The following is a 25134-nucleotide window of genomic DNA, read 5'->3' as shown; positions in this document are numbered from 1 at the left end:
GGACGCCGCCCGGCTAGGCTCCTTGGCCTTTGCCGGGCGGCGTTAACTTCCCTTCCGCCTATGGGGTGTTTTGGAGTGTTTGGCCAGCCGGATCAGACGGGTCAGATCGATTCGAGCATCTCGGTGACCAGGGCGGCGATGGGCGAGCGCTCCGAACGGGTCAGCGTGACGTGCGCGAAGAGCGGATGGCCCTTCAGCTTCTCGACCACGGCGACCACTCCGTCGTACCGGCCCACCCTGAGGTTGTCCCGCTGGGCCACGTCATGGGTCAGAACGACCCGGGAGTTGGCCCCGATCCGGGACAGAACGGTCAGCAGGACATTCCGTTCCAGCGACTGGGCCTCGTCGACGATGACGAACGCATCGTGCAGCGAGCGCCCGCGGATGTGCGTCAGCGGCAGCACCTCCAGCATGCCGCGGCCCAGCACCTCCTCGATCACCTCACGGCCGGCCACCGAGGAGAGGGTGTCGAAGACCGCCTGCGCCCAGGGGCTCATCTTCTCGCCCTGGTCCCCGGGCAGATAGCCGAGCTCCTGCCCGCCCACCGCGTACAGCGGCCGGAAGACCATCACCTTCTGGTGCTGCCGCCGCTCCAGCACGGCCTCCAGGCCCGCGCACAGCGCCAGCGCCGATTTTCCGGTGCCGGCCCGGCCGCCCATGGAGACGATCCCGACCTCCGGATCCATCAGAAGGTCGAGCGCGATGCGCTGCTCGGCGCTGCGGCCGTGCAGTCCGAAGGCCTCCCGGTCGCCGCGGACGAGCTTGACGTTCCCGTCGGCGGTCACCCGGCCCAGCGCCTTGCCGCGCTCGGACTGCAGGACCAGACCGGTGTGCACGGGCAGTTCGGCGGCCTCCGGAACGTACAGCCGCTCCTCGGAGTAGAGGAGGTCGATCTGTTCCCCGGAGAGCGAGAGCTCGCCCATGCCGGTCCAGCCGGCATCGGTGATCGCGAGCTCCGCCCGGTACTCCTCGGCGAGCAGGCCCACCGACGAGGCCTTGATGCGCAGCGGGAGATCCTTCGACACGACCGTGACGTCGTACCCCTCGGCCTGCAGGTTGCGGGCGACCGCGAGGATCCGCGAATCGTTGTCCCCGAGCCGGAAGCCCGCCGGGAGCACCCCGGGGTCGGAGTGGTTGAGCTCGACACGGAGACTGCCGCCCAGATCGCCCAACGGGATGGGGGCGTCGAGGCGGCCGTACCGGACCCGGAAGTCGTCCAGCAGGCGGAGGGCCTGCCGGGCGAAGTAGCCGAGTTCGGGATGGTGCCTCTTGGCCTCCAGCTCGGTGATCACCACGATCGGGAGCACGACCTCGTGCTCGTCGAACCGGGAGAAGGCGTTGGGGTCTGCCAGCAGGACGCTGGTGTCGAGGACGTAGGTCCGCCTGTCGGGCAGGCGGCGCTTTGTGCTGGTCACCACGGAAGGACGTACCCCCTCGGAAGAGGTCGGGCCATGAAGACCGGACCGGTCATCGGCTCCCATGCCAGGGCCGATTTCCGGCCCTCCACTCCGTCCGTGCACACCGCACGTGCGTCCTGGTGCAAAGGGCCTCCCGGGCGGACGGCCCCATGCCGCCCGCTGAGACTCGACGCCCGTGGATCGGGCATCGACCTGCCACTGATATTCCCTCGAACGTGCTCAGCCATGCCATGGCATATGACGGACGCTCGGTGAATCCCAGGTGAAGGCCTTGCAAGGGGGGTCCGAGGGACGGGAGGGGCTTCCGAGGAGCCGTCAGGTGCCGTAGCGCCGGTGCCGGGCGGCGTAGTCGCGCAGCGCCCGGAGGAAGTCGACCTTGCGGAAGGCCGGCCAGAAGACCTCGCAGAAGTAGTACTCGGAGTGGGCGCTCTGCCAGAGCATGAATCCGGACAGCCGCTGCTCGCCGCTGGTACGGATCACCAGGTCCGGGTCGGGCTGGCCGCGGGTGTAGAGGTGCTCCGAGATGTGGTCGATGTCCAGGATCTCGGCGAGCTCCTCGATCGAGGTGCCCTTCTCGTGGTGCTCGAGCAGCAGCGAGCGGACCGCGTCGGCGATCTCCTGCCGGCCGCCGTAGCCCACGGCGACGTTGACGAGTATCCCCTTGACGTCGGCGGTGGCCTGCTCGGCCTCCTTCAGTACGGCCTGGGTCTGCGCGGGCAGGATGTCCAGGTTGCCGACGTGGTGGACGCGCCGGCGTCCGTCCGCCGCGAGGTTCCGTACGGTGTTCTCGATGATCGCCAGCAGGGGGCGGAGCTCGACCTCCGGCCGGTCCAGGTTGTCGGTGGACAGCATCCACAGGGTGACGACTTCCACGTCGGTTTCGTCACACCAGCCCAGGAGCTCGGAGATCTTGTCGGCTCCGGCCTGATGGCCCTGCTCGGTGGTACCGCCGGACGCCTTGGCCCAGCGCCGGTTGCCGTCCAGGATGACGCCGATGTGCTTGGGCACCGCGGCATGGTCGAGGCGGCCTTCCACCCGGCGTGCGTACAGCCTGTACACCAGGTCGCGCAGCTTCACGATCCTTCTGCCCCTCCGTGCAATGCCCCCGTGCGATTGCGGTCCCCCGAGTGCGCCACATTACTGCGCACCGACAGGACTGGCCCAACTCGGTCTGTCACAAGTCCGTGATAGGGAGGACATCGTGACTGATACCAATCCCTATCGGGCAGCGGCCTCGCGGTACGACTCCATGGAGTACCGGCGCACCGGGCACAGCGGCCTCAAGCTTCCCGCGATCTCCCTCGGCCTCTGGCACAACTTCGGCGACGACACGTCCCTGGAGTCCCAGCGGGCGATCCTGCGCCGGGCCTTCGACCTCGGCGTGACCCACTTCGACCTGGCCAACAACTACGGGCCGCCGCCCGGCTCGGCCGAGCTCAACTTCGGCAAGATCTTTGCACAGGACTTCGCGGCCCACCGCGAGGAACTGGTGATCTCCACCAAGGCCGGCTATCTGATGCACCCCGGCCCGTACGGCGAGTGGGGCAGCCGGAAGTATCTGATGGGCTCGCTCGACGCCTCGCTGAAGCGGATGGGCCTGGACTACGTCGACATCTTCTACTCGCATCGGTTCGACCCGGAGACCCCGCTGGAGGAGACCATGGGCGCGCTCGCGTCCGCGGTCCAGCAGGGCAAGGCGCTCTACGTCGGCGTCTCCTCCTACACCGCCGAGCAGACGGCGGAGGCCGCCCGGCTGCTGCGCGAGATGGGCGTGCGCCCGCTGATCCACCAGCCCTCCTACTCCATGATCAACCGTTGGACGGAGGAGGACGCCCTGCTGGACACCCTGGAGGAGGCGGGCATGGGCTGCATCTCCTTCGTGCCGCTCGCCCAGGGGCTGCTCACCGGCAAGTACCTGAAGGGCATCCCGGAGGGCTCGCGGGCCACCCAGGGCAAGTCCCTGAACCCGGCGCTGCTCTCGGACGAGGTGGTCCGCCGCCTGAACGGGCTCAACGACATCGCGGCCCGCCGCGGCCAGTCGCTGGCCCAGCTGGCACTGAACTGGGTGCTGCGGGACGAGCGGATGACCTCGGCCCTGATCGGCGCGTCGAGCGTGTCGCAGCTGGAGGAGAACGTGGCGGCGCTGGCCGGAGCCCCCCTGTCGGACGCCGAACTGAAGGAGATCGACTCCTTCGCGGTGTCCACCCCGGGCACCAACATCTGGGCCCAGCGGGGCTGACCTGCGCTTTTGCGCGAAATCCGGTGAGAACAAAAAACGGGCCGGTCCGTGGGGGGGATACGGACCGGCCCGAGGGGGGGGTTCCACCATAACCCTTCGTAAAGCGTCCTGCGTGCATTGGCGCAAGACGATTACGCTCCGAAGCCACCCAGGAGCACTCCGGTGAGGGCTCCGCCGGCCATGAACGGACCGAACGGGAAGGCCGTACGCCGCCCCGCCCGCCCGGCGAGGAGCAGGCCCAGGCCGTACAGGGCCCCGTACAGGAACCCCAGGAAGGCCCCGGCGGCCCATACCCCCCACCCGTACCACCCAAGAGCGACGCCCAGCGCGAGCGCGAGCTTGACGTCGCCGAAACCGATCCCGGCCGGGTTGATCAGAAACAGCAGCAGGTACCCCGCGCCGAGTCCGGCCCCGCCGGCCACCGCACCCGGCCAGGACCCGCCCGCGCCGGGCAGCGGGGCGACCGCCCCGAGTCCGGCGGCTGCGGTCGCCGCCAGCGGCAGGGTCAGCAGATCGGGGAGCCGGTGGACTGCGAGGTCCACCAGGGCGAGCAGGAGGAGCACGGGGGCCAGCCCGACGTAGACGGCGGCCTCGGGGCGCGCCCCGACGGCGGCCCCGACCGCGGCACACACCGCCGCGGACACCGCGGTGACCCGTCCGGTGTGCGGGCCGTACCCGTCCGGGCGGGCCGGGCCGGACACCCGGCAGCGGGCGAGCCCGATCCAGCCGCCGAACCGGCCGCCGAGCGGGTGCCCGCCGGGACAGCTGCTCTGCCAGGGCTCCCCGGGGTCCACCGAGAGCCGGTACGCGACCCGAGGCAGCAGCAGCCCGGCGGCCACGCCATAGGCCCCGGCAAGAACGATCACGAGCACGCCCATCCCGCCGACCCTAGGGATGTGCGGCCGGAAGGGCCATGGGCCCGGGGGCCCCATTCCCCCTAACCTGGAGCGGCCGACCGGTGACCTCGCCCGGCCTGCCGGCATCTCGGGAAGGAGCAGCACCCCATGCGCCACCCGCACTTCCGGGACGGCCCGGCCCTGCTCCGCATCGGAGCGGACGCAGCCGTCGTGGCGGTCCCGCTGGAGATCGCCGCCTCCTACCGGGCCCGGACCCGCGGCCTGCTCGGCCGGGACGGGATCGAGGGCGCCCTGTTGCTGACCCCGGCGGCGAGCGTGCACACCTTCCGGATGCGCTTCGCGATCGACGTGGCGTACCTGGACCGGGCCGGCACGGTCCTGGCCGTCACCACCATGCGGCCGGGCCGGCTGGGGCTGCCCCGGCTGCGGGCCCGCCGGGTGCTGGAGGCGGAGGCGGGCGCCATGGCCGGCTGGGGGATCCGGCGGGGCGTCCGGCTGTCCATCGAGCCCGGCCCGGTCCGCAGCCCTGTCCGGGCGGACAGGACCGCCCCGGAGCCGGGGGACGACGGCACCCGGCAGGGCCCTGGCCAAGCCCCGGCGCGGCCACGGTAAGTTGGGACGGTTGGGCAACGGGCGGGTTCGGGGAGCGGCGATGACGGAGAACGCGCAGCTGAAGGCGCTGGAGCAGCTCATGCCCGCCACGCACGGCGCCGACGAGGACATCGACTGGCCCGCCGCCGAGGCCGTCTGGCGCACCCGCTTCCCCGCCGACTTCGTCGCCTTCATGGGCCGCTTCGGCGCCGGCACCATCAACGGCGAGGCGAGCATCCTGCTCCCGCTGCCCAAGCCCGGTCTGCAGTGGGACCCGGCCGAGATGGCCGAGGAGACCGAGAACGCCCGCCAGGCCTGGATGGCCGAGGGCGGTCGCGCCGCCTTCGACATCGACCCCGAGTCGATCCTCGCCTGGGGGGTGACCGGCGGGTCCGACATCCTGTGCTGGCTCACCACGGATCCCGACCCGGACCGCTGGCCGGTCCTGGTCTGCGGCCGGCACACCGCGGACACCTTCGCCGTCTATCCGTACGGCATGGCGGAATTCCTGTACCGGCTCTTCTCGGACGAGTTCGACGTGAGCCCGGTGAGCATCACCTTCTGGGACGGCGGCCAGCTCGGCTTCGTGCACTGGCGGAAGGCGCAGCGCCGCTGGCAGGAGGGCCGCAACCCGGAGACGGGCGACCCGGACCCCTACGCCGGCGAGTTCCCGGCTTAACCCTGCCTCCGGGCTCGGCCTCGCCGCCCCGGCTCAACCTCGCCTCCCCCCGCAACTCCCTCAACTCCCGTTCCGTCCGACGGAAACGGGCATTCGGCATTTCTACGCGCGTCCGCTTTCTGGATCTCATATCGGAAAACACCAGCCGGAAAAGCCCCACTTGGAGCATTGCCCACAAGTGCCGCCCCAATGGAATCAACCATGCCGCCTTCAGGAGAGAATTCCGGCCATCGGGCCACCTCCGGACACCGGACCCCGAAACAACTCGTAAGTAACCAAAAGAAAACCAGGGGAATTCACCCGTGCGACGAAGAATCTTCGGGGCGGCAGCGAGCACGACCGCGTTCGGCCTCCTGATCACTCTCTCCGGCTGCGGCAGCATCTCCGGCGACGGCGGCGACGCCACCCTCAAGCTGGTGGCCGCCGAGTACGGCACCACTCCGGAGACCAGTTCCAAGGCCTTCTGGGACAAGGTCACCGCCGATTTCACCGCCCAGCACCCCGGCATCAAGGTCGAGGTGAAGCTGCTGCCGTGGGCCGACATCGACCGCGAGGTCGGCCGCCTGGTCAAGGCGGGCAAGGCCCCCGACATGGCCCTCATGGGCTCGTACTCGGACTTCGCGGCCCAGGGCAAGCTCTACCCGGCGGAGGAACTGCTCTCGGTCCGGGCGGAGGCGAACTTCCTGCAGCCCCTCGCCGAGGCCGGCTCCATCGGAAACACCCTCTACGGCCTGCCCTTCGTGGCGAGCAGCCGACTGCTCTTCTACAACGAGAACCTGTTCACCAAGGCCAAGATCGGGCCCCCGAAGACCTGGAAGGAGCTGAAGACCGCCGCCGAGGCGCTGAAGCAGAAGGGTGTGAAATTCCCGTACGCCCTGCCGCTCGGCCCCGAGGAAGCACATGCGGAGGCGCTGATCTGGGAACTCAGCAACGGCGGCGGTTATGTCGACAACAGCGGCAATTACAGCCTGGCCTCCGAGCAGAACGTCCAGGCCTTCAAGTGGCTCAAGGAGGAGCTGGTCGGCCCCGGTCTGGTCGGCCCGGTCTCGCCCGCCAAGTTCAACCGCCAGGACGCTTTCGACGCCTTCCTGCGCGGCGAGGTCGGCATGCTGAACGGCTACCCCTCCCTGGCCCACGCGGCCGAGGCCAAGGGGATCACCGTGCGCACCGTGGACATGCCCGTCAACGACGGGCTGACCGCCTCGGAGCGGCCTCCGGCGGTCGGCGTGGCCGACTGGATGGTGGCCTTCAACCAGAACGACCACCGGAAGCAGATCGGCACGTTCCTGGACTTCCTCTACCAGGACAAGAACCTCACCGACTTCGCCGGCCGCTACCACCTGCTCCCGTCCACGGTCAGCGCCTCGCGCACCCCCGCGGGCGGCGGCATCGACAAGGACGAGGAGCAGTTCATGGCCGCACTGCGCAGCGCCCAGCTGTACCCGGTGAACAACCCGAACTGGGTGACGGTCAGCGACACCATCAAGCGCAACATCGGCCGGGCGGTGGAGCCGGGCGCCGATGCCAAGGCCGTCCTCGAGGACATCGCGAACCAGTCCCGCGAGCAGTCCAAGAAGCCCTGAGCCGAACGCTCGAACCAGAACGCTCCACCCCGAACCTCCGGGCCCTCTTCCCTGGCTGATCCGGCACGCGATCCGAGTCCGCAGCCCCTTCGCCCGCACAGCGCCCACAAGGTGCTCGGGCGCGGCCCCTCTTTCTCGGTTTTCCCAGTTCCGGTCTTCTCAGTTCTGGCTGAATGCCGTCCGGTACTGCGCACAGTCCGCGTTCCACTTCAGCGTGCCGCCGACGGACCCGTGACCGGTCCGGGTGACCGACCAGTCGACCGTGTACCCGCCCGTGTCGCAGGCGATCCGCTTTCCGCCGGGCAGCGTGGTGCGGCCGGTGGCCGGGCGCTCCTTGACACTGCTGTGCACCTCGGCCGCCTTGGTGCGGTCCGCCGTCCACAGGGTGGCGTGCAGGACGACGGGATGCCGGCCCTTCGACGCGAGCGCCTTCTTCAGCAGCGCCACCTCGGAGACCCCCCAGGCGAACTCGAACTTCGGCTCCCAGGCGAGGGACTTGGGATCGGGCACCTTCCGGTCCGTGCCCCCGCCCCAGTCCTGCTGCCCCTTGGCGGCGGGACGCGGCACCATCGAGTAGACCACCCCGGGATGGAACCGCAGCTGCCCCTCCACCTTGTACTTCCCGTCCTTGGCCGAGCGCATCTCCTGCTCGCCGCCCGCCGGGTCCTGCAGGAACGAGGTGCCGTCGGCGGCGGAGGCCTCGACGAGGGCGGGGGCCAGCGCAGCGGCGGCCGTGGCGAGGGCGAGTGCGGCGATCCGGGTGCGTTTCACACCGGGAGAACGGGACACTCCGGCGGCCCGGAACGACGCCGGTCGCGCATTCACCCGTACGGGAGCCGGAATATGGCCGTACGAACCGTCGTTGTGGGCCGGTGACCGACCCGAATGATCTTGGAGGTACGGACATGAGCATGCACACGGGGGCCACGGGAAGCGCAGGCGGCGCGGACGGCACGGGCGTCAACGGCACGGTGGCGGCCGGCTGGGAGCCGGTCCGGGAGGAGTTCGCCTCCTTCATCGCGGGCGAGGCCCACTCCCCCGAATCCCAGCTCGTGGTGGTCCACCGGGGCCGGCGCGTGGTCGACCTGTGGGCCGGCGAGGACACCGACGGGGACACCCTGTCCGGGGTCTACTCGATCACCAAGGGGGCCGCCCACCTGGTCGTGGCGCTGCTGGCGCAGGAGGGCGTACTGGACCTGGACCGTCCGGTGGTGGAGTACTGGCCGGAGTTCACCGGTGCCGGCAAGGAGCTGCTGACCGTCCGGCAGCTGACCGCCCACGGCTCCGGTCTGATCAACACCCCGGAGGGCTTCTCGATCGAGGAGCTGGCGGACGACGCGCTGGTCGCGGCCCGGCTGGCCGGGCAGCAGCCGTACTGGACGCCCGGGACGGGGTACGGCTACCACGGCTTCGTGATCGGCGCGCTGACCGGCGAGGTGGTCCGGAGGGCGAGCGGGAAGTCGCTCCAGGAGGTGTACGAGGAGCGGATCCGCGCGCCGTACGGCCTGGACCTGTACCTGGGCCTGCCGGACGGGCTGCGGGACCGCTGGAAGCCGGTGCTGGCGGGGGTTCCCACGCCGGAGGGCGAGGCGGCGATGGCGGCCCGGCCGGCCCCGCCGGAGCTGCTGCCCATCGCGTTCAACCTGCACCGCACCCCGCCGATGGACATCGTCGAGTACGGCAACCACCCCGCGGTCATCGCGCAGGGCCCGGGCGCGGCGGGCGGGATGGGCAGCGCCCGCGGCGTGGCCGGGCTGTACGCCGCCGCCCTGGACGGGCTGCTGAAGCCGGAGACCCTCGCCGACGTGGCGCGGCTGCACACCCCGGGCACCGATCTGGTGACCGGTGAGACCGACCACTTCGGGCTGGGCTTCGAGACCCAGCCGCCGGTGGGCCCGCAGGCCTTCGGTCACAGCGGAGCCGCGGGCGGACAGGCCTTCGCGGACCCGGTCACCGGGATCGCGTACGCCTACACCCGCCGCCGGTTCTGCTTCCCCGTGCAGAACAACGCCCCCGAGAACCTGCGGTTCACGGCGGCGGCCCTGCGGGTGGCGCGGGAGACGGGGCAGGCGGGGTAGACGGGGCAGTCAGGGCGGGAGGCCGTCTCAGGCCTGACCGGTCTCGAAGCGGCTGATCTTCCCGCCGCCCGGGGCGATGGTGAAACGCCAGGCGGTGCGCATCTCGCCCCAGGTGTCGTTGCGGAAGTTCGCGATCAGGGCGCGGCCCCCGTCGGACTCGGACTCGACCGCCATATGGCCGGAGGAGTCGAAGATCTCCTTGTCGATCCACTGCTGGAGGTCCCGGTCCGAGCCGTCGTCGGACATGGTGGCGTCGGCGGTCAGGAGGCCGAGGAAGGCCTCCCGGTCGTGGTTGTTGACGGCGGTGACCAGAGCTCTGACGACGGGGTCGGACAGTTTGGCGGGGGCGATGCTCACGGGGACTCCTGGCTCGGTGCGCGCGGTGCGGGCAGTACGGGCAGTGCGGGCGGTGGATCGGATGCCCGTCCAGGGAACACCGTGAGGGGGCCCGTGGCGCCGACCCTCACCCGTCCGGGGGCGGGCGGCGTGTCAGCGGGGACACGCCGCCCGGGCGCTCACCGCCCGCGGGCGGGCCGGCGTAGGGCAGCTCACGGGGCGGTGTGGACCGGGAAGCCGGTCGGCCGGCCCTGCTCCTGCAGCCAGGCCAGCACCCGGTCGAGGGCCTCGACGCTCTGCGCGCGGTTGCCGCCGCCGTCGTGGAAGAGCACGGTCGGACCGTTCTTCAGCTCCGCCTTCACGGTGTCGACCAGGGCCTGTACGCCCGGGGTCCGGAAGTCCTTGCTGTCGACGTTCCAGCCGAGCGGACGCATTCCGTGGGCCGCGGCGATGCGCCGGCTGTCGGGAGTGAAGGCCCCGCCGGGCGCCCGGTAGTACTCGACCTTCGCGCCCCCGCCGGCCGCGTCCTCGATCATCTTCTTGGCCGCGAGGATCTGCTGCTCCTGGTACTCCACCGGCTTCTTGTCCATGCGGATGTCGTGGTCGACGGTGTGGTCGCAGAGCCGGTGGCCCTCGGCGACCACCCTCTTCACCAGGTCCGGGTGGCGTTCGGCCGCCGGGCCGATCATGCAGAAGACCGCCTTGGCCTGGTGCCGCTTCAGCACGTCGAGGACCTTCGGGGTCCAGGTCGGGTCCGGGCCGTCGTCGATCGTGATGTTCACGGCGTTCGGGCCGCCCTCCGAGGCGTGCGCGATGCCTTCCGGTACCCGGGGCAGCTCCGGCGCGCCCGGTGCGCCCGGCGCCCCCGGTGCACCCGGCGCCTTCGACCCGGTGATGGCGGCCGGGCTGCCGCCGCGGCCGTCGGCAGCCGCGTCATCGTCGGCGAGCGCCGCCACCCCCCAGACGGTGGCGGCCACGACTGCGGCCGAGGCCGCGACGGCTATTCGCGCCCGAGTGCTTCTCGTGACCGACTGTGTGACCGACTGTGTGACCGACCGCGTGACCGACTTGAGCGTGCGCGCCATGAGGAGTCCGCTCCCAACCGCCTGGAGTTCCGGGTTTCTGTCCGTCAGGACGCGCGACCACGGCGGGAAGTTCCCGGCAAATCACCTATAAAATCCGGATAATGGGACTTTGGTCCCAAGTGAAAGGCGTCCTGACGGGCCGTTCGGTTCCGTACGGGCGTCAGCGCGCGACCGGCTCCCCGACCGGGGCCGGCTCCTGCGGGGCGGACTCCGCCGCGGCCGGACCGGCGCCGCGCAGCGGAACTTCCTTCACGAACCAGGCCGCTGCGAAGCCGAGAACGGCGATGGCCGCGCCCAGCAGGAAGGCGGAGTGGGTACCGGCGGCCACCGCGTGCTGGTACGCCTCCCGCACCGCTTCCGGCAGCTTCGCCAGGCTCGCCGCGTCCAGCTGCGCCGATCCGGCGGTGGCCGCACCGCCCGCCTCGCCCAGCCGGTCCGTCATGGTGTCGTGGACGCGGGTGGTGAACAGGGAACCCATCAGGGCCACTCCGAAGGAACCACCGAGCGTGCGGAAGAGCGTGGCGGAGGAGGAGGCGACTCCCATGTCCTTCATCTCCACGCTGTTCTGGGCGACCAGCATGGTGATCTGCATCAGGAAGCCCAGGCCGGCACCGAGGACGGCCATATAGACGCCCGACTCGAAGCGCGAGGTGCCGGTGTCCATCCGGGCGAGCAGGAACAGCCCGACCACCATCAGCGCGCCGCCCACGATGGGGAAGATCTTGTACTTGCCGCTGTTGGTGGTCACCCGGCCCGCCACCAGCGAGACGAGCATCATGGACAGCAGCATCGGGAGCAGCAGCAGACCCGAGTTGGTGGCGGACGCGCCCTGTACCGACTGCTGGAACAGCGGCAGGTAGAGCACGCCGCCGAACATGGCGAAGCCGGTGAGGAAGCCGATCACCGACATCAAGGTGAAGTTGCGGCTGCGGAAGATGTGCAGCGGCATGATCGGCTCGGCCGCGCGGCGTTCGACGGCCAGGAAGCCCGCGAGGGTGAGCACACCGACGACGGCGAGGCCCATGATCTCCGCCGAGCCCCAGGCGTACTCGGTGCCGCCCCAGGTGGAGACGAGCACGGTCGAGGTGATCGCCACGGTGAGCAGGGCCGCGCCGAGGTAGTCGATCTTCGCGCGGGTCTTCGGGGTCTTCGGCAGGTGCAGTACGGCGGTCACCATGGCCAGCGCCACCGCGCCCAGCGGCAGGTTGATGTAGAAGGACCAGCGCCAGCCCATGTGATCGGTGATGGTGCCGCCGACCAGCGGTCCGCCGATCATGGCGAGGGCCATCACGCCGGCCATCATGCCCTGGTACTTGCCGCGCTCCCGCGGCGGGATGAGGTCGCCGATGATCGCCATGACACCGACCATCAGACCGCCGGCACCCAGACCCTGGACGGCGCGGAAGCCGATGAGCTGGCCCATGTCCTGGGCCATGCCGCTCAGCGCGGAGCCGATCAGGAAGATCACGATGGACGTGAGGAAGGTGCCCTTGCGCCCGTACATGTCGCCGAGCTTGCCCCAGATCGGGGTGGAGGCGGCGGTGGCGAGGGTGTAGGCGGTCACCACCCACGACAGGTGCTCCAGACCGCCCAGTTCACCCACGATCGTCGGCATGGCGGTGCCGATGATCATGTTGTCGAGCATGGCCAGCAGCATTGCGATCATGAGCGCCAGGAGCACCACGCGCACGCTGCGCGGCTTCACCTCCTTCGAGGCGTCCGCGCCTGCATCGTCCACACCCACCGCACCGCCAACGTCGGCCACGTCGCCCACTCCCCATGCCTCCGGGGGCTTACTTGCCGCCCGGCTAGTTCACTACACTGGGAAAGGTAGACCTGGCACTAGCCGGGCGTCAAGTAAGTAAGTGGGGAGAGGCATGTCCAGCAGTCCGCAGCCGCGCCGCGGGAACACGCGCCAGCGCATCCAGGACGTCGCACTGGAGCTCTTCGCCGAGCAGGGGTACGAGAAGACGTCCCTCCGCGAGATCGCCGAGCGGCTGGAGGTCACCAAGGCCGCGCTCTACTACCACTTCAAGACCAAGGAAGAGATCATCATCAGCCTCTTCCAGGACCTGACCCGACCCATCGACGAGCTGATCGAATGGGCCGAGGCGCAGCCGCGCACCCTGGAGACCAAGCAGGAGATCCTGCGCCGCTACAGCAGCGCGCTGTGCGGGGCGGCCCCGCTGTACCGCTTCATGCAGGAGAACCAGGCGACGATGCGGGAACTGAGCATCGGCGAAACCTTCAAGCAGCGGATGTTCACGATGGTCGACCTGCTCCGCACGGAGGGGGCCCCGCTCACCGACCAGGTCCGGTGCGTGAGCGCGCTGTTCACGATGCACGCCGGAATGCTGTTCCTGCAGCATGTGGAGGGCGAGCAGGAGGAGAAGCGGATGGCCACGCTGGAGGTCGCCATCGACCTGATCACCCAGGCCCACCACGAGGCGTAGCCCCGCTCGTCAGATCCGGCGCTCCGACTCCTCGATGGGGACATCGTTGATGCTGGCCTCGCGCCGCCGCATCAGACCGTCCTCGGCGAACTCCCACTGCTCGTTGCCGTGGCTGCGCCACCACTGGCCGGCCGCGTCGTGCCACTCGTACTCGAACCGGACGGAGATCCGGTTGCCGGTGTAGGACCACAGCTCCTTCCGGAGCCGGTAGTCGAGTTCGCGCGCCCACTTCTCGGCGAGGAAGGACCGGATCTCCTCCCGGCCCCGGAGGAACCGGTCGCGGTTCCGCCACTCGGAGTCCTCGGTGTAGGCGAGCGCGACCCGCTCGGGGTCACGGCTGTTCCAGGCGTCCTCGGCGGCCTGGACCTTGGCGCGGGCGGTGTCTTCGGTGAAGGGCGGCAGGGGAGGTCGGGTCATGGGAACGCCTTCCGCGAGGAGGAAGAAGAAGGAAGAGGAGAACGATCGTTCTCACCCACCGGAAAGCCTACGAGAACGACCGTTCTACCCGCAACCGTGAGCGAGCTACCCTTCCCTCCATGGACGACGAAGAGGCCAGGACCCGACTGCTCGACACGGCAGAGGCACTGTTCTATGCACATGGCATCCAGGCGGTCGGGATGGACCGCCTCCGCACGGCGGCGGGCGTCCCCCTGAAACGGCTCTACCGGCTCTATCCCGCCAAGGAATCCCTGGTCGCGGCCTATCTGGAACGCCGGGACCGCCACTGGCTCGACTCCCTCCGCGCGGCGGCCATGCCGCCCGCCACCCCCCTCGACCGGGTGCGCGCGGTGTTCGACTGGCTGGCCGACTGGTTCACCGAGCCGGAGTTCCGCGGCTGCGCCTTCCTCAACGCGTACGGCGAACTCGGCCCGGCCGCACCGGAGATCGTCCACACCCACAAGACCGAACTCCGCACCCTGCTGGCCGACCTGGCGGAGGCCCCGCCGGCCGTGGCCGACCAGCTGCTGATCCTGGTCGAGGGCGCGACGGTGGTCGCCGCCCTGACCCCGGGCCGCGAGCCGGCCCTCCGGGCCAAGGAAATGGCAGAACTCCTGCTCACCACCCAGGCACCGGCTCACCCGGGGTGACGGTGCGGCGCCTGGGCGGTGCGGCGCTGAGGCCGCAATGCGTCAACTCGCCTGGGGCCACGGCTCCGTGGCCGGTGGCTGCGGCTGCCACCCCTTGTCCTCCGGGACGGCGAAAGGCCCCGACCTGGTCTGGATCAGCACCATGAAGACGATGAAGACGATCACGGCGATGACGATCAGGGCGCGGCCGACGGGATTGTTCGGGTTGTAGACGTACCGGTTCGTTCCCCACTTGCTGCGTATGAAGACGGGCTCGTCGCCACGGTCACGGTCACGGTCCATGGACCTGATCGTAAGCTCGCGGTTACGAGGCCCCGCGGGGGAACGTGATCTCCACGCGGCGGTTCTTCTTGCGGCCCTCTTCGGTCTTGTTGTCGGCGATCGGGTAGTCCTCGCTGTAGCCGCGGATGTCGAAGACGACGGACGGATTGGTCACCGTCTTGGCCAACTCCCGCTGCACGGCATCGGCGCGCTTCTTGGAGAGCACCTTGCCGTGTTCGTAGCTGCCCTGGTCGTCGGTGAAGCCGAACACCCGGACGCGGGTGGCCTTCTGCTGGTTGATCTCCTGGCCGATGGCCTGGATGCGGGCCGAGGCCTGGGCGTTGAGGACATCACTGTCCTCGGGGAACAGCACCTCGGCCTGAAGGGCCATCATCACGGTCTGATTGGTCTCCTGCCGCCGCTGCTCACCCCCGAGGTCCTCGACGACCTCGGCGATGTCGAGCACCTTGGGCGCGGCGAGCACTCCGCCTTGGGGCATCTTGAGTCCGGGCGAATTGGAGTCGATGGCAACGGGCGCCGCGGCCAGGGGCTCGGTCCCGGGGGGCGCGGTCGGATCGTCGTCGGCGTGGGCGCTGGCCGCACCGACGAAGTGGGCCCCGGCGATGACCAGGCCGACTATGGCGGTGGCGGCGGATACGCGGTGGCGTGTGGTCATGGGGTCACCCGGAGATCTTGATGGCTACCGTGGCGAATGTGGGCAGGCCGAAGTCGACCTCTGTCGTGGCGGATGGCGGCGCGGGGAACTGCGCCGTCACGGATACAGAGCCGCCCGCGTCAATGGACAGGATGGAAGTCGTGCAAAGGCACCGCCCCTCCGTGTCCCTGAGCACGTAGTAGCGCTTCTTGCCCGCCCGGTCGACCAGGGTGGCTCCTGCGATCGAGTTGGGGCTCGCGTTCTTCTCGGTCCCGCGCCAGATCTGGGTCTGCACGTACTTGCCGGAACCGTTGTTCTTGATCTTTCCGTTGACGGTGACGAACCCACCCGGGTCCCGGACGGCCGAGTTGATCTCCAGCACCAGGGATTCCGGACCGTTCGACGTCGCAATGACCTCTTCCACGGCTGTACTCGGCGCGTTGGGCACGGGACTGCGAGTGCCGGCCGACCCCTGGGAAGCCGAAGCGCTGGGCTGCGCCGCCTTCGGCTTCTCGTCATCGCCGATTCCGCACCCGGCCAGAGTGAGCGTCAGGACCGCCGCGACAACCACGGGCGCTCCCCTGCCGGCCTGCACCGTCCGCCGAATGCTCATCTGCTCCGCTTCCTTGTCTCTCGTTGCACCATCAGCCGTCCAGCCTCACTTTGAAGAGTCTGCGCGCCAGCTCCGCCGGCTCCCCTGGGTCCAGAGGATCAAGCTTGAAGTCTTTCCCGTCCTCGCACAGGAAGTTGACCGGATCGGGGACGGGTGGAGTCGGCGGATTCGGAGGATTCGGCGTGGGCGATGGCGTGGCCGTGGCCGTCGGCGCTGGGTCGAGAGTGCAGCGCGGCTCGATGACAGCGGTGGCCGAGGCGACGGCGTAGGTGCTCTCCGTCCCCGGAACGACCGAGTCGCCCACCGCACGGTTCGTCCGTACGTCAACGGTGACGCGGGGAAGCGCCGGTTCGCACCCGGTGACGGAGGCGTCGTTCTGCGCAGCGAAGCTGCCTGCCTCCGCGCATGCCGCGCCCACGTCGAAGAAGTCACCGCCGAGGAGATCGCCCCAGTCGTCCGGAGTGAGATCGTCCAACACCAGCCCCGTGAAGACGTCGTCTCTGACTTCACCTGCGGCGGCCAGTGCGGCTGCATCGGCGGCGCCTTGGCCGTCACTGCGAGCTGCTCCTGCAAACCCGACGACGAACAGGGCAAGCGCGGCGAAGAGCAGACCGGCCACCACGACGACGTAGAGAGGGAAGGTCTGCCCTCGGTCCCGCTTGCCCTCCGCGAGCGGCCTCAACCCGTGATGTCGGCGACCGCCTGCACGATGGCCGCGGAAATCCGGTCCCCGACGCCCGACGCGAGGATCGCCCCGATGATCAGGACGATCACCACCACGATCCCCAGGTACTCGAAAGCCGTCTGGCCCTCGTCTCTGCCCTTCAAACGGTGCCACTTGAGGTTCCGCATGGGGGTCCCCTCCCGGTCCGGTCCCGCTGTCGACTCGCGGACGGTACTCAGTCGTACCCGCGCTTGCAAAGGGTCCTGGGACCCATCTACGGACCCACTGCGTACTCCGTCTACCCATGGCCCGCCACCTCGGAACGGATCGTTCCCAGCCATCGGGCTATCGCCTCGCTGCGGCTCGCGCTCTGGAGCTTGGCGAAGATGCGGTTGATGTGGTTCTTGACCGTTTTCTCGGTGATGAAGCAGGTGGCGGCGATCTGCTGGTTTGTCATTCCGGACGCGATCAGGTCCATCACCTCCACCTCCCTCGAACTCAGCCCGAAATTCATGTGGTTGGAGACTCGCTCCGAAGACTGTGCCACAATTCGTTGCGCCTGCGAAGACCCCCGCCTCCGCAGCTCCGCCAGCACCACGCTCGCCGCCGTCGGGGTGAAGTGCGGGCGGCCCGCGTGGACGTCGCGGACCGCGCGGGTCAGGTCGTCCGGCGTGAACTCGCCGTGCAGTAAGTAGCCGTTCGCGCCCAGCAGCAGCGTCTCGCGGACCACGTCCGGTTCCCGGCTGGAGGTCAGCATCAGGACCGCCGCCAGCTGAACCAGGTGCGGCAGGGCCGAGATGCCGTCCACGCCCGGCAGCCGGACGTCCAGCAGGACCACGTCCGGGCGGTGCCGGCGGGTCAGGGCCAGCGCGTCGCCGCCGTTGGTGGCCTGGGCGATCACCCGGAGGTCGGGGTGCGGGGACAGCAGCGCGGCCAGACCCGCCCGGATGACCGGGTCGTCGTCGGCGATGAGGATGCGGATCGGGGTCGGGGCCGGGGTCGGGGGCGGCATCAGCGGGCTCCCAGCATCGCGCCGAAGTCGATGTCCGCCCCGTACACGAACCCGCCGATCAGCAGGATCATCGTGCCCGGCAGCATGAACGTGGTCACCACGAAGGTGGCCTTCGGGACCGCCCGGGCCGCGCGCCGCCGCGCGTTCTGGGCGTCCGTACGGCGCATGTCCTCGGCGATCGCGATCAGCGTGTCCACGATCGGCGAGCCGAGTTCCTCGCCCTGCTGGAGTGCGGTCACGAACTGGGCGACCTGTTCGCTGTCGTTGCGCCGGCGCAGTTCGTCGAAGGCCTGGCGGCGGCTGACGCCCATGTCCATCTGCTGGAGGGTGATACGGATTTCGTCCGACCAGGGGCCCTCGTACTTGTCGGCGACCCGCTCCAGCGCCGGCCGGAAGCCCAGCCCCGCACTGACGACCACCGCCAGCACGTCCAGGAAGTCCGGCAGGGTGCGGTCGATGTGGTCGCGACGGACGCGGATCGCGGACCAGAGGCCCGCTTCGATCCAGAACAGGCCGAAGGCGACCATCACCAGGGACAGGATCAGCTGCCCGTTGAGGAGCATGGCGAAGGCTCCGGCCGCGCCCAGCGCCCCGTACACGGCACGGCGGGCGGCGTAGCGGTCGAGGGTCAGGCCGGCCGGGTTGCCCGCCATGTCGATCTGGCGGCGTTTGCGCGCCACCCGCTTGGGGCCCATCAGGCCCAGGACCAGCGGGGCGTACCGGATGCCCATCCGGTCGACGACCGAGCCCACGGCCGTGGTGCGGGTGGCTCCGACCTCCAGGGCGAGGGCGAGGTCGGTGGGGAGTTTGGTCTCCGAGCGGTACAGGCGGATTCCGTGGAAGGCTCCGAGGACGGAGAGGGCCACCAGGAGGGCCAGCAGCAGGCCGGCGATCGGCGCGGTCATCAGCGGTCGGCCCCTCAGACTTCGATCTTCGACAGGCGGCGGATGGAGACGAAGCCGAGGGCGAACAGCCCGAGGGCGGCCAGGACCGCGATCTGGCCGGCGACCGAGCCGGTCATCCGGTCCAGGGCGCCCGGCATCAGGGTGTCGACCAGCAGCAGGGAGCCGAGGCCGATGAACGGCATCAGGTAGGCGGTCACGGTGACCTGGGACAGCTGGGTGCGGACCTCGCGGCGGGTCTCCTTCCGCTGCTCCAGGGTGACGGTCAGATTGCGGAGGCTGCCCACGATCGCGCCGCCCGCGCGGGCGGACAGCACCAGGGTGGAGACCAGGACGACCAGCTCGCGGGAGGGCAGCCGGTCGGTGAGTTCGCCGAGCGCCTCCTCGATGGAGTGGCCGACGGCCAGCCGGTTCGCGACCCGGCCGAGCTCCTCGCCGGCCGGGGCCTCCAGCTCCTCCGCCGCCATTCCGATGGCGGTCCGGAGGGCCAGTCCGGCCTGGGTGGCGTTGGCCAGGATGCGGGCCAGTTCGGGGAGCTGGTTGATGAAGCGCTCCGTACGGCGGGCCCGCTGCCAGTTGAGGAAGGCATTCGCCGACCACAGGCCGATCAGGCCGGCCACCGGGCCGAAGAACGGCGCGAGGAGGGAGGAGGCGACGGCCCAGACCGCGATCACCGCTGCGGTCATGTACGCGAAGAACTCGCCCGGGGTGAGGTCCAGGCCGGTGGCGGCCAGTTTCGGTTCGAGCCGGCGGCCGAGGGCGGTGCCGCGCAGGCGCCGGTCCAGGGCGCGGAACCGGCGGCGGCGCCCGGCGGGTTCCGGTTCGCCGCTCGCGGAGAGGCGTTCGATGAGCGCGGCTCGCTGCGCGCGGCCCTTCGCATAGGCGTGGACGCCCATGACGAGCAGGACGCAGGCGAGGAGCGTGGCGAGGAGGGTGAGGAGTACGGGCTGGGTCACAGGGCGATCCGGGTGGTGAGCTGGTCCTCGGTGGCGGCGACCCCGAAGGCCTGCGGGATCGGCTGGTTGTTCATGTAGAGGCGTTCGGCGATGCGGCGGGGCAGCGGGTAGTGCTCGAAACGGCCGTGGACGCGTCCGTCGGCGCTGAGCGGCCGGGCGGCGAACCGGCAGACCGTGATGATCCGGAAGGGCTCGCGGCCGTGCGAGTCGAGGATGGAGATCTCGGTGATCCGGCGGGTGCCGTCGGCGAACCGGGTGAGCTGGACGACCACGTTGACGGCGCTGTTGATCTGGTCCTGGAGGGCTTCGAAGGGGACCTCGACCTCGGACATCGAGGCGAGGGTCTGGAGCCGCATCAGGGCGTCCTCGGCGCTGTTGGCGTGCACGGTGGCGAGGGAGCCGTCGTGGCCGGTGGACATGGCCTGGAGCATGTCGAGCGTCTCGCCGCCGCGGACCTCGCCGACGACGATCCGGTCGGGGCGCATCCGGAGGGAGTTGCGGACCAGGTCGCGGATGGTGATCCGGCCCTTGCCCTCGACGTTGGGGGGCCGGGACTCCAGCCGGATCACATGGGGCTGCTGGAGCTGGAGTTCCGCCGAGTCCTCGATGGTGATGATGCGTTCGCCCTCCGGGATCAGGCCGGAGAGGGCGTTGAGGAGGGTGGTCTTGCCGGTGCCGGTGGCGCCGGACACGATCACGTTCATCTTGGCCTGGACGAGGCCGGAGAGGAGCAGCAGCATCTGCTCGTCGAGGGAGCCGAGGGCGATCATCTCGGGCAGGGTGAAGGCGCGCGGGAAGCGGCGGATGGTGAGGGTGGCGCCGGTCAGGGACAGCGGCGGAATGATCACGTTGACGCGCTCGCCGGTGGGGAGGCGGGCGTCGACCATCGGATTGGCCTCGTCCACGCGGCGGTTGACGGCGGAGACGATGCGCTCGATGGTCTGCATGAGCTGCTCGTGGGAGGCGAAGCGGAGGGGGAGCTGCTCGACGCGTCCGGCTCGTTCCACATAGATGTGGTCCGGTCCGTTGACCATGATCTCGGAGATGGTGGGGTCTTCGAGGAGGGGTTCGAGCACACCGAGGCCGAGGGCTTCGTCGACGACACGGCGGATCAGCTGGGCGCGCTCGACGGTGGAGAGGACGGGGCCTTCGCGGCTGATGATGTGGCCGAGTACGCGTTCGAGGCGGGCGCGGCGCTCGGTCGGCGCGAGCGCCGACATTTCGGCGAGGTCGATCTCCTCGAGGAGTTTGGCGCGGTACGAGGAGACCAGGCGGCCGTCCTCGCGGGGGCTGTGGCGGTCGTCGGGGGTGTTGACCCTGGAACGCAGGCTCATGGCAGGTCGGCCCCCTTACGGGTTGGGGTTCGGGTTCGGGTCGTCGTTGGGCATGGTGGCGGTGCGCGTGCGTTGCTCGAAGCTGAGGCCGGGCACGACGGAGGTGACCTGGATGGTCACGGTGGCGGTGAGGGCGTCCCCGCCGCCGACGTCGACGGTGGAGCGGCCCCGCAGGCCTTCCTTGATGGCGGCCATTCCGGCGGCCTGGCCGGCCGGGATGCCGTCCAGGGATGCGGTACGGGCGGCGACCCGCGCGGCGTTCTCGGCCTGCTGCTCGACGTAGGCGATCCAGCCGAGCTGGAGGCCGGCCAGGCCGATGAGCAGCAGGATCGGCAGAAAGGCGAGGTACTCCAGCGCCACCTGCCCCCGGTCCCGCCGGCCCTTACGGCCCCCGGCCCCCGCCTGGAGCCCGCCGTGCGGGTGCACGGGTCCGGCCCCGGGCGTGCGCGCGGGCACGCCGCCGGCCGGGGCCCTGCCGGGCGCGACCTCGGCTGCGGCGGGGCTCACGGGCCTGGCGGCCCGGCCTGCGCCCCTGGACGCGGCGGCTGACGAGGGCGTGGGCCGGGCCCCGGGGTGGGGCAGCGGGCCGGGTTGGGGGAGCATCAGTCGGTCTCCTTCTCCATCGCCGCGCCCGCTTCGCCGGTGATCTGCGGGCCCAGGTTCAGGCCCGGCAGCAGGATCGGGATCCGGAGGCGGACCGAGACCCGGTACAGGCCGGTGCCGGGCGGGGCCGGGCAGTCGGCGGACGTCTCCCAGGACCCCGGGATGTGCTCCTGGGCCGCCGCGGCGCAGGCACCGGGATCGCGGGTGACCGCGCCGGCCCGGGCGGCCTCGTCGGCCGCGTTGCCCGCCAGGGAGAACGCGTAGCCGATCAGCACGCACTGCCAGACCGCCGCGACCAGCAGCAGGATGAACGGCAGCATCCCGGCGAACTCCACGGCGACCTGACCGCGGTCACGGTCGCGGTCACGGTCGCGGTCGTGGGTCGGGCTGGTACCGGCGGGTCTGGGCACGGGGTCAGCCCTCCCGGGTCGGGCGGCGGAGCCAGGAGCCCAGCGCGCCCCGGTCGCCCCGGTCGCCGCCGCGCGTCCGGGCCGGCGGGCCCCCGGCGCGCAGCGCCAGCGTGGCGCCCGGAGCCCCCGGGGCACCCGGGGTGGCGCCGGTGCCGGCATCCGGGTGGCCCGGGCCCGGCGGAGCGGATTCCTCCGGGCTGCGCAGCAGGCCGAGTTCACCGGCCAGGGTCCACAGCGCCTGCTTGACCGCCGAGCGGTTGTCGAGGTCCTGGACCCGGCCCGCGTCGACCACGGACTGGAGTTCCTTGAAGTTCGCCGGGACCGGGGTGCGGGTGGGCCGGGTCTTGGTGATCTTCTCGATCAGGGAGGGCTGTATCTCGGTGTGCTTGGTCCAGCGGTTGACCACCATGGTGGTGTCCTCGGCCTTGCGGACCCGGAGCCGCTCCCACATCCGGACGGTCCGCTTGGCGGCGCGCACCGCGACCACGTCCGGGGTGGTGACCAGGACGGCCACGTCGGCGCGTTCCACGGTGGCGGCGCCCGCCGCGGAGAGCTGGCTGCCGCAGTCGACGACCACGAGGTCGTAGCGGTGCCGCAGGGCGGTGACGATGAGCCGGGCGGCCCGTTCGTCGACCTCCTCCCCACGTTCGCCGTCGCCGGGTGCCAGCAGCAGGGCGAGCCCGGTGGGGTGCTCGTACACGGCGTCGCCGAGCACCCGCGGGGAGATGTCCTGGATGCCGGCCAGGTCGGCGATCGACCGCCGGAACTGCACGTCCAGGTAGGAGCCGACGTCGCCGGCCTGGAGGTCCATGTCGACCAGGGCCACCCGCCGCCCGGCGGCCACCGCGGCGAGGGCGAACTGGACGGCGCAGAAGGTGGTGCCGACCCCGCCCTTGGCGCCGGTGACGGTGGCCACCCGGCCGGTGCCCGGTCCGGTGAAGACGTCCCCGCCGGCGCTCCGCCCCAGGTGGCGGCGTACGCCGGCGGCCCACTGGGCGGCGCCCTGGACGCGGGCGGAGAGTTCCTCGTAACTCAGCGGCAGCCCGACCAGGCCGCGGGCACCGGAGTCCATGGCCGCGGAGAACAGGGCCGGGCCGGCGTCGGAGGTCACCAGGACCACGCCCACCGGCGGGAAGCGGAGGGCGACTTCACGGATCAGGTCGAGGGCGGGCAGCGGCCCGATCCGCTCGTGGACGAGGACGACCTCGGGCAGCGCGTCGACGGACTCGGCGGCCAGCCGGGCCAGGGTGTCCAGGAGGGTGGTGGAGTCCGGGACCGGGGCGGCCGGCTCGGCGGCCGGGAGCTGCCCGAGCAGGGTGACCAGGACGCGGGCGGCGTCCGGGTCGGAGACGGCCGGAAGGATACGGGTGGTCATGCCGGCCTCACTTGTCCCCGTCGAGGGTGTACCAGCGGTCGGCGGGCGGGACGGAGCCCTCGGTGCCGGGGGGCAGCAGGGCCAGCCGGACGTGTTCGGCGAAGGATTCGGCGTAGGCCACGCGGTTGACGTCCTTGTTGCCGAGGGCGAAGGTGATCGGCACGGCTTCGGCGGTGCCGGTGCCGGTGCCCTTGCGGTCGCCGTTCTTCTCCACCGGGGTGAGCCGGCCCACCTCGATGACCTTGGCGTTGACCACGATGATCACGGACCGGTCGGGGTCGGTGGCCTTCTTGCCCTTGAAGGTGGCGGTGATGTTGACCCGGTCGCCCGGGCGGATCTTCCCGGCGACTCCGGTGGACGGGTCGATCATGATGGCGATCTCCTGTTCGCCCGCCTGGAGTTTGGGGCGGTCCACGACCATGTCGGACTGGAGCAGGGAGCCCTTCTTGAGGCCGGTGACCGCGATCTTCCCCTGCACCGTGCCCAGATCGGTCACGGCGGTGGTCGGCCGCCACCGCTCGGGGATCTTCACCTGTTCGAACCGGCCGGCGTCCAGCGGGGTGTAGGGCGCTATGTCGCTCTTGACGCGGTAGGCGACGACCTCGGGCCCGACCTTCGAGTTGACCTCGCCGATCACCGAGATCACCCCGGCGAAGGCGCCGAGGGCGCACAGGACCGAGAGGAGCAACAGGATGACGCCGCGGCGCTGGCGTGAGTTCATGAGCCGGGGACCTCGTCGTTCGTGGGTCAGGAGCGTGGGTCAGGTTCTGGAGAGTGCCGGGATCTGGGTGGCGCAGAAGCCGCAGCGGTCGCCGATGAGTTCGAGGCCGCACCATCGGCAGTCCTCGCGCCGGACGGACGCGACGAGCTGGTAGAGGACCGCGATGTCGGGGATGGCCGCGGCGAACTCGATCAGCTTGGGGGTGCCCCACCAGGCGGGCGAGTCGGCGGGCAGCGGGTTCTCCAGCACGCCCTGAACCTGCCAGGCGGGGGCCAGTTCGGCGGCGATCCAGTCTCCGGGAAGCTGGCCGCGGGCGAAGCTGAGGTGGGTGGCGAAGGCGGGACCGGGCGGGAGGACGGCTCCCGGTCCGAGTTTCACCAGGTGGGGTGTGGGGTTGGCCAGGACGGCGAACTGGGCGCCGGAGACCCAGGAGCGGGCGTGGGCCTTGAGGTCGACGGGGACCCGGTCGAGTTTGGCCACACTGCTCAGCAGTGCGCCGGCGTGGATGTAGTGGGAGAGCAGCCGGGCGGCCGAGGCGATGATTCCGGGGCTGAAGTCGCACACCGTGAGCTGGCGCAGCTGACGGACCAGCAGGGCGGTGGCGAGCGGCGGCAGATCGATGCCGAGGAGCGCGATCCGGTCGGTTTCGAGGATGGCGCGTACGGTGTGCAGCCGGCGGACGGCGGGAGCGGGCAGCCAGGACGGTACGACGACCAGCAGATGGCCGTGGAGGTCCAGCAGGGCGGCGGTTTCGGCGAGCGCCTGCTCCAGGTCGAGCCGGTCGGGAGGGTGCAGCACGGCGGCCGACGGGGTGTGCCGGTCGGGGGCCGGAAGTACCAGGTCTGCGCTGGTGACAGCGATGGCGGTCGGCACGCGAATCCCCCTGTTCCCCGTACGTCCCCGTACTGCCCGGCCACCGCCGGGACCGGTCCCTGTGGTTGCCGTGTCCCTGTGGTCGCCGCGTATGCGCATGCTGCGCGACCGCAAACGATCGACGCTCCCCCGGCTGCCGCCGGGAGGTGCCCCCACCCCTCCTGCCTCAGCACTTTATCCGCGTCCTCGCCGGCAGGGCAGGGCCTTGTCGATTCCCATGCGGAGAGCGGAGGTCGCAGGTGGCGAAAAACCCGGACAAGCAGGAAGGGAACTCCGATCGTTTTCAGCCAGTTTGTAAAGACTCTTGACAGCGAGATTGGTCTGGACCACCTTGGCTGCGGGATCCCC

The 25134-nt window shown here is 70.6% G+C and carries 29 protein-coding genes; 7 read left to right on the top strand and 22 right to left on the bottom strand.

Features of this window, described 5'->3' with window-relative positions; all coding sequences use genetic code 11:
* Positions 1–101: 101 nt before the first annotated feature.
* Together DEJ50_RS20920 and DEJ50_RS20915 are read right to left on the bottom strand one after the other, a co-directional pair.
* The gene (locus DEJ50_RS20920) at positions 102–1418 is read right to left on the bottom strand and encodes a PhoH family protein (protein ID WP_150209484.1); all 1317 of its coding nucleotides are present in this window, start codon (positions 1416–1418) and stop codon (positions 102–104) included.
* A gap of 315 nt (positions 1419–1733) precedes the next feature.
* Complete coding sequence (locus DEJ50_RS20915; RefSeq protein WP_150209483.1) at positions 1734–2495, bottom strand: isoprenyl transferase; 762 nt, start codon at positions 2493–2495, stop codon at positions 1734–1736.
* Positions 2496–2619: 124 nt separating this feature from the next.
* On the opposite strand from DEJ50_RS20915, the gene mgrA reads away from it, so the two are divergent.
* Positions 2620–3657: an L-glyceraldehyde 3-phosphate reductase gene (mgrA, locus tag DEJ50_RS20910; RefSeq protein WP_150209482.1), complete on the top strand. Its 1038-nt coding sequence runs from the start codon at positions 2620–2622 to the stop codon at positions 3655–3657.
* Positions 3658–3788: 131 nt separating this feature from the next.
* On the opposite strand, the gene DEJ50_RS20905 is transcribed toward mgrA, so the two are convergent.
* Positions 3789–4535 (bottom strand): prepilin peptidase, encoded by a 747-nt coding sequence (locus DEJ50_RS20905; RefSeq protein WP_150209481.1) that lies wholly within the window; start codon positions 4533–4535, stop codon positions 3789–3791.
* A gap of 126 nt (positions 4536–4661) precedes the next feature.
* Between DEJ50_RS20905 and DEJ50_RS20900 the strand changes: the two genes are divergently transcribed.
* The 3 genes from DEJ50_RS20900 to DEJ50_RS20890 all read left to right on the top strand — a co-directional run bounded on the left by DEJ50_RS20900 (position 4662) and on the right by DEJ50_RS20890 (position 7367).
* Positions 4662–5126, top strand: a complete 465-nt coding sequence (locus tag DEJ50_RS20900) for a DUF192 domain-containing protein (RefSeq protein WP_150209480.1) — start codon at positions 4662–4664, stop codon at positions 5124–5126.
* Between the two features lie 40 nt (positions 5127–5166).
* A complete protein-coding gene (locus DEJ50_RS20895; protein WP_150209479.1) occupies positions 5167–5784 on the top strand; it encodes an SMI1/KNR4 family protein in 618 nt (205 codons plus the stop codon).
* 302 nt (positions 5785–6086) lie between these two features.
* Complete coding sequence (locus DEJ50_RS20890) at positions 6087–7367, top strand: ABC transporter substrate-binding protein (protein ID WP_150209478.1); 1281 nt, start codon at positions 6087–6089, stop codon at positions 7365–7367.
* 159 nt (positions 7368–7526) lie between these two features.
* Here the strand turns inward: DEJ50_RS20890 and DEJ50_RS20885 are convergent, their stop codons facing one another.
* Positions 7527–8138 carry a hypothetical protein gene (locus DEJ50_RS20885; protein ID WP_150209477.1) on the bottom strand — a complete coding sequence of 204 codons (612 nt, stop codon included), beginning with the start codon at positions 8136–8138 and terminating at the stop codon, positions 7527–7529.
* 134 nt (positions 8139–8272) lie between these two features.
* Here DEJ50_RS20885 and DEJ50_RS20880 point away from each other — a divergent pair, with 134 nt between their 5' ends.
* Complete coding sequence (locus DEJ50_RS20880; protein ID WP_223837850.1) at positions 8273–9445, top strand: serine hydrolase domain-containing protein; 1173 nt, start codon at positions 8273–8275, stop codon at positions 9443–9445.
* Between the two features lie 27 nt (positions 9446–9472).
* Here the strand turns inward: DEJ50_RS20880 and DEJ50_RS20875 are convergent, their stop codons facing one another.
* The 3 genes from DEJ50_RS20875 to DEJ50_RS20865 all read right to left on the bottom strand — a co-directional run bounded on the left by DEJ50_RS20875 (position 9473) and on the right by DEJ50_RS20865 (position 12610).
* On the bottom strand, positions 9473–9802 hold the full coding sequence (locus DEJ50_RS20875; protein ID WP_150209476.1) for a nuclear transport factor 2 family protein: 330 nt from the start codon (positions 9800–9802) through the stop codon (positions 9473–9475).
* A 191-nt stretch (positions 9803–9993) separates the two neighbouring features.
* The gene (locus DEJ50_RS20870) at positions 9994–10758 is read right to left on the bottom strand and encodes a polysaccharide deacetylase family protein (RefSeq protein WP_223837849.1); all 765 of its coding nucleotides are present in this window, start codon (positions 10756–10758) and stop codon (positions 9994–9996) included.
* A 268-nt stretch (positions 10759–11026) separates the two neighbouring features.
* On the bottom strand, positions 11027–12610 hold the full coding sequence (locus DEJ50_RS20865; RefSeq protein WP_150212260.1) for an MDR family MFS transporter: 1584 nt from the start codon (positions 12608–12610) through the stop codon (positions 11027–11029).
* A 133-nt stretch (positions 12611–12743) separates the two neighbouring features.
* On the opposite strand from DEJ50_RS20865, the gene DEJ50_RS20860 reads away from it, so the two are divergent.
* Entirely contained in the window at positions 12744–13319 is a 576-nt protein-coding gene (locus DEJ50_RS20860; RefSeq protein WP_150209474.1) for a TetR/AcrR family transcriptional regulator, read from the top strand.
* Between the two features lie 9 nt (positions 13320–13328).
* Here the strand turns inward: DEJ50_RS20860 and DEJ50_RS20855 are convergent, their stop codons facing one another.
* Complete coding sequence (locus tag DEJ50_RS20855; protein WP_150209473.1) at positions 13329–13736, bottom strand: nuclear transport factor 2 family protein; 408 nt, start codon at positions 13734–13736, stop codon at positions 13329–13331.
* Between the two features lie 119 nt (positions 13737–13855).
* Between DEJ50_RS20855 and DEJ50_RS20850 the strand changes: the two genes are divergently transcribed.
* Positions 13856–14407 (top strand): TetR/AcrR family transcriptional regulator, encoded by a 552-nt coding sequence (locus DEJ50_RS20850; RefSeq protein ID WP_150209472.1) that lies wholly within the window; start codon positions 13856–13858, stop codon positions 14405–14407.
* 42 nt (positions 14408–14449) lie between these two features.
* On the opposite strand, the gene DEJ50_RS20845 is transcribed toward DEJ50_RS20850, so the two are convergent.
* The 14 genes from DEJ50_RS20845 to DEJ50_RS20785 form a co-directional block, all read right to left on the bottom strand.
* Positions 14450–14689 (bottom strand): hypothetical protein, encoded by a 240-nt coding sequence (locus tag DEJ50_RS20845; RefSeq protein ID WP_150209471.1) that lies wholly within the window; start codon positions 14687–14689, stop codon positions 14450–14452.
* 22 nt (positions 14690–14711) lie between these two features.
* Complete coding sequence (locus DEJ50_RS20840) at positions 14712–15344, bottom strand: OmpA family protein (RefSeq protein ID WP_150209470.1); 633 nt, start codon at positions 15342–15344, stop codon at positions 14712–14714.
* A gap of 4 nt (positions 15345–15348) precedes the next feature.
* A complete protein-coding gene (locus DEJ50_RS20835; RefSeq protein ID WP_150209469.1) occupies positions 15349–15936 on the bottom strand; it encodes a hypothetical protein in 588 nt (195 codons plus the stop codon).
* 31 nt (positions 15937–15967) lie between these two features.
* Complete coding sequence (locus tag DEJ50_RS20830) at positions 15968–16555, bottom strand: hypothetical protein (protein ID WP_223837848.1); 588 nt, start codon at positions 16553–16555, stop codon at positions 15968–15970.
* A gap of 59 nt (positions 16556–16614) precedes the next feature.
* Positions 16615–16788, bottom strand: a complete 174-nt coding sequence (locus DEJ50_RS34010; RefSeq protein ID WP_190344595.1) for a hypothetical protein — start codon at positions 16786–16788, stop codon at positions 16615–16617.
* Positions 16789–16898: 110 nt separating this feature from the next.
* Positions 16899–17612, bottom strand: coding sequence for a response regulator (locus DEJ50_RS20825; RefSeq protein WP_150209467.1), 714 nt, complete (start codon positions 17610–17612; stop codon positions 16899–16901).
* Positions 17612–18517 (bottom strand): DUF5936 domain-containing protein, encoded by a 906-nt coding sequence (locus DEJ50_RS20820; RefSeq protein WP_150209466.1) that lies wholly within the window; start codon positions 18515–18517, stop codon positions 17612–17614. Before DEJ50_RS20820 ends, DEJ50_RS20825 begins: the two co-directional genes overlap by 1 nt.
* Before the next feature lie 14 nt (positions 18518–18531).
* The gene (locus DEJ50_RS20815) at positions 18532–19410 is read right to left on the bottom strand and encodes a type II secretion system F family protein (protein WP_150212259.1); all 879 of its coding nucleotides are present in this window, start codon (positions 19408–19410) and stop codon (positions 18532–18534) included.
* Between the two features lie 56 nt (positions 19411–19466).
* A complete protein-coding gene (locus DEJ50_RS20810) occupies positions 19467–20804 on the bottom strand; it encodes a CpaF family protein (RefSeq protein ID WP_150209465.1) in 1338 nt (445 codons plus the stop codon).
* A gap of 15 nt (positions 20805–20819) precedes the next feature.
* On the bottom strand, positions 20820–21407 hold the full coding sequence (locus tag DEJ50_RS20805) for a TadE/TadG family type IV pilus assembly protein (protein WP_317852553.1): 588 nt from the start codon (positions 21405–21407) through the stop codon (positions 20820–20822).
* Positions 21407–21817, bottom strand: a complete 411-nt coding sequence (locus tag DEJ50_RS20800) for a TadE/TadG family type IV pilus assembly protein (RefSeq protein WP_223837847.1) — start codon at positions 21815–21817, stop codon at positions 21407–21409. Before DEJ50_RS20800 ends, DEJ50_RS20805 begins: the two co-directional genes overlap by 1 nt.
* Positions 21818–21821: 4 nt before the next feature.
* On the bottom strand, positions 21822–23192 hold the full coding sequence (locus tag DEJ50_RS20795) for a CpaE family protein (RefSeq protein ID WP_150209464.1): 1371 nt from the start codon (positions 23190–23192) through the stop codon (positions 21822–21824).
* Between the two features lie 7 nt (positions 23193–23199).
* Positions 23200–23913: a Flp pilus assembly protein CpaB gene (cpaB, locus tag DEJ50_RS20790; protein WP_150209463.1), complete on the bottom strand. Its 714-nt coding sequence runs from the start codon at positions 23911–23913 to the stop codon at positions 23200–23202.
* Positions 23914–23952: 39 nt separating this feature from the next.
* Entirely contained in the window at positions 23953–24786 is an 834-nt protein-coding gene (locus DEJ50_RS20785; RefSeq protein WP_150209462.1) for a hypothetical protein, read from the bottom strand.
* Between the last annotated feature and the right edge of the window lie 348 nt (positions 24787–25134).

The organism is Streptomyces venezuelae, from assembly GCF_008642295.1.
In the GTDB taxonomy this organism is placed as follows: Bacteria; Actinomycetota; Actinomycetes; order Streptomycetales; family Streptomycetaceae; genus Streptomyces; species Streptomyces venezuelae_C.
This window is presented reverse-complemented; position numbering and strand designations above follow the sequence as displayed.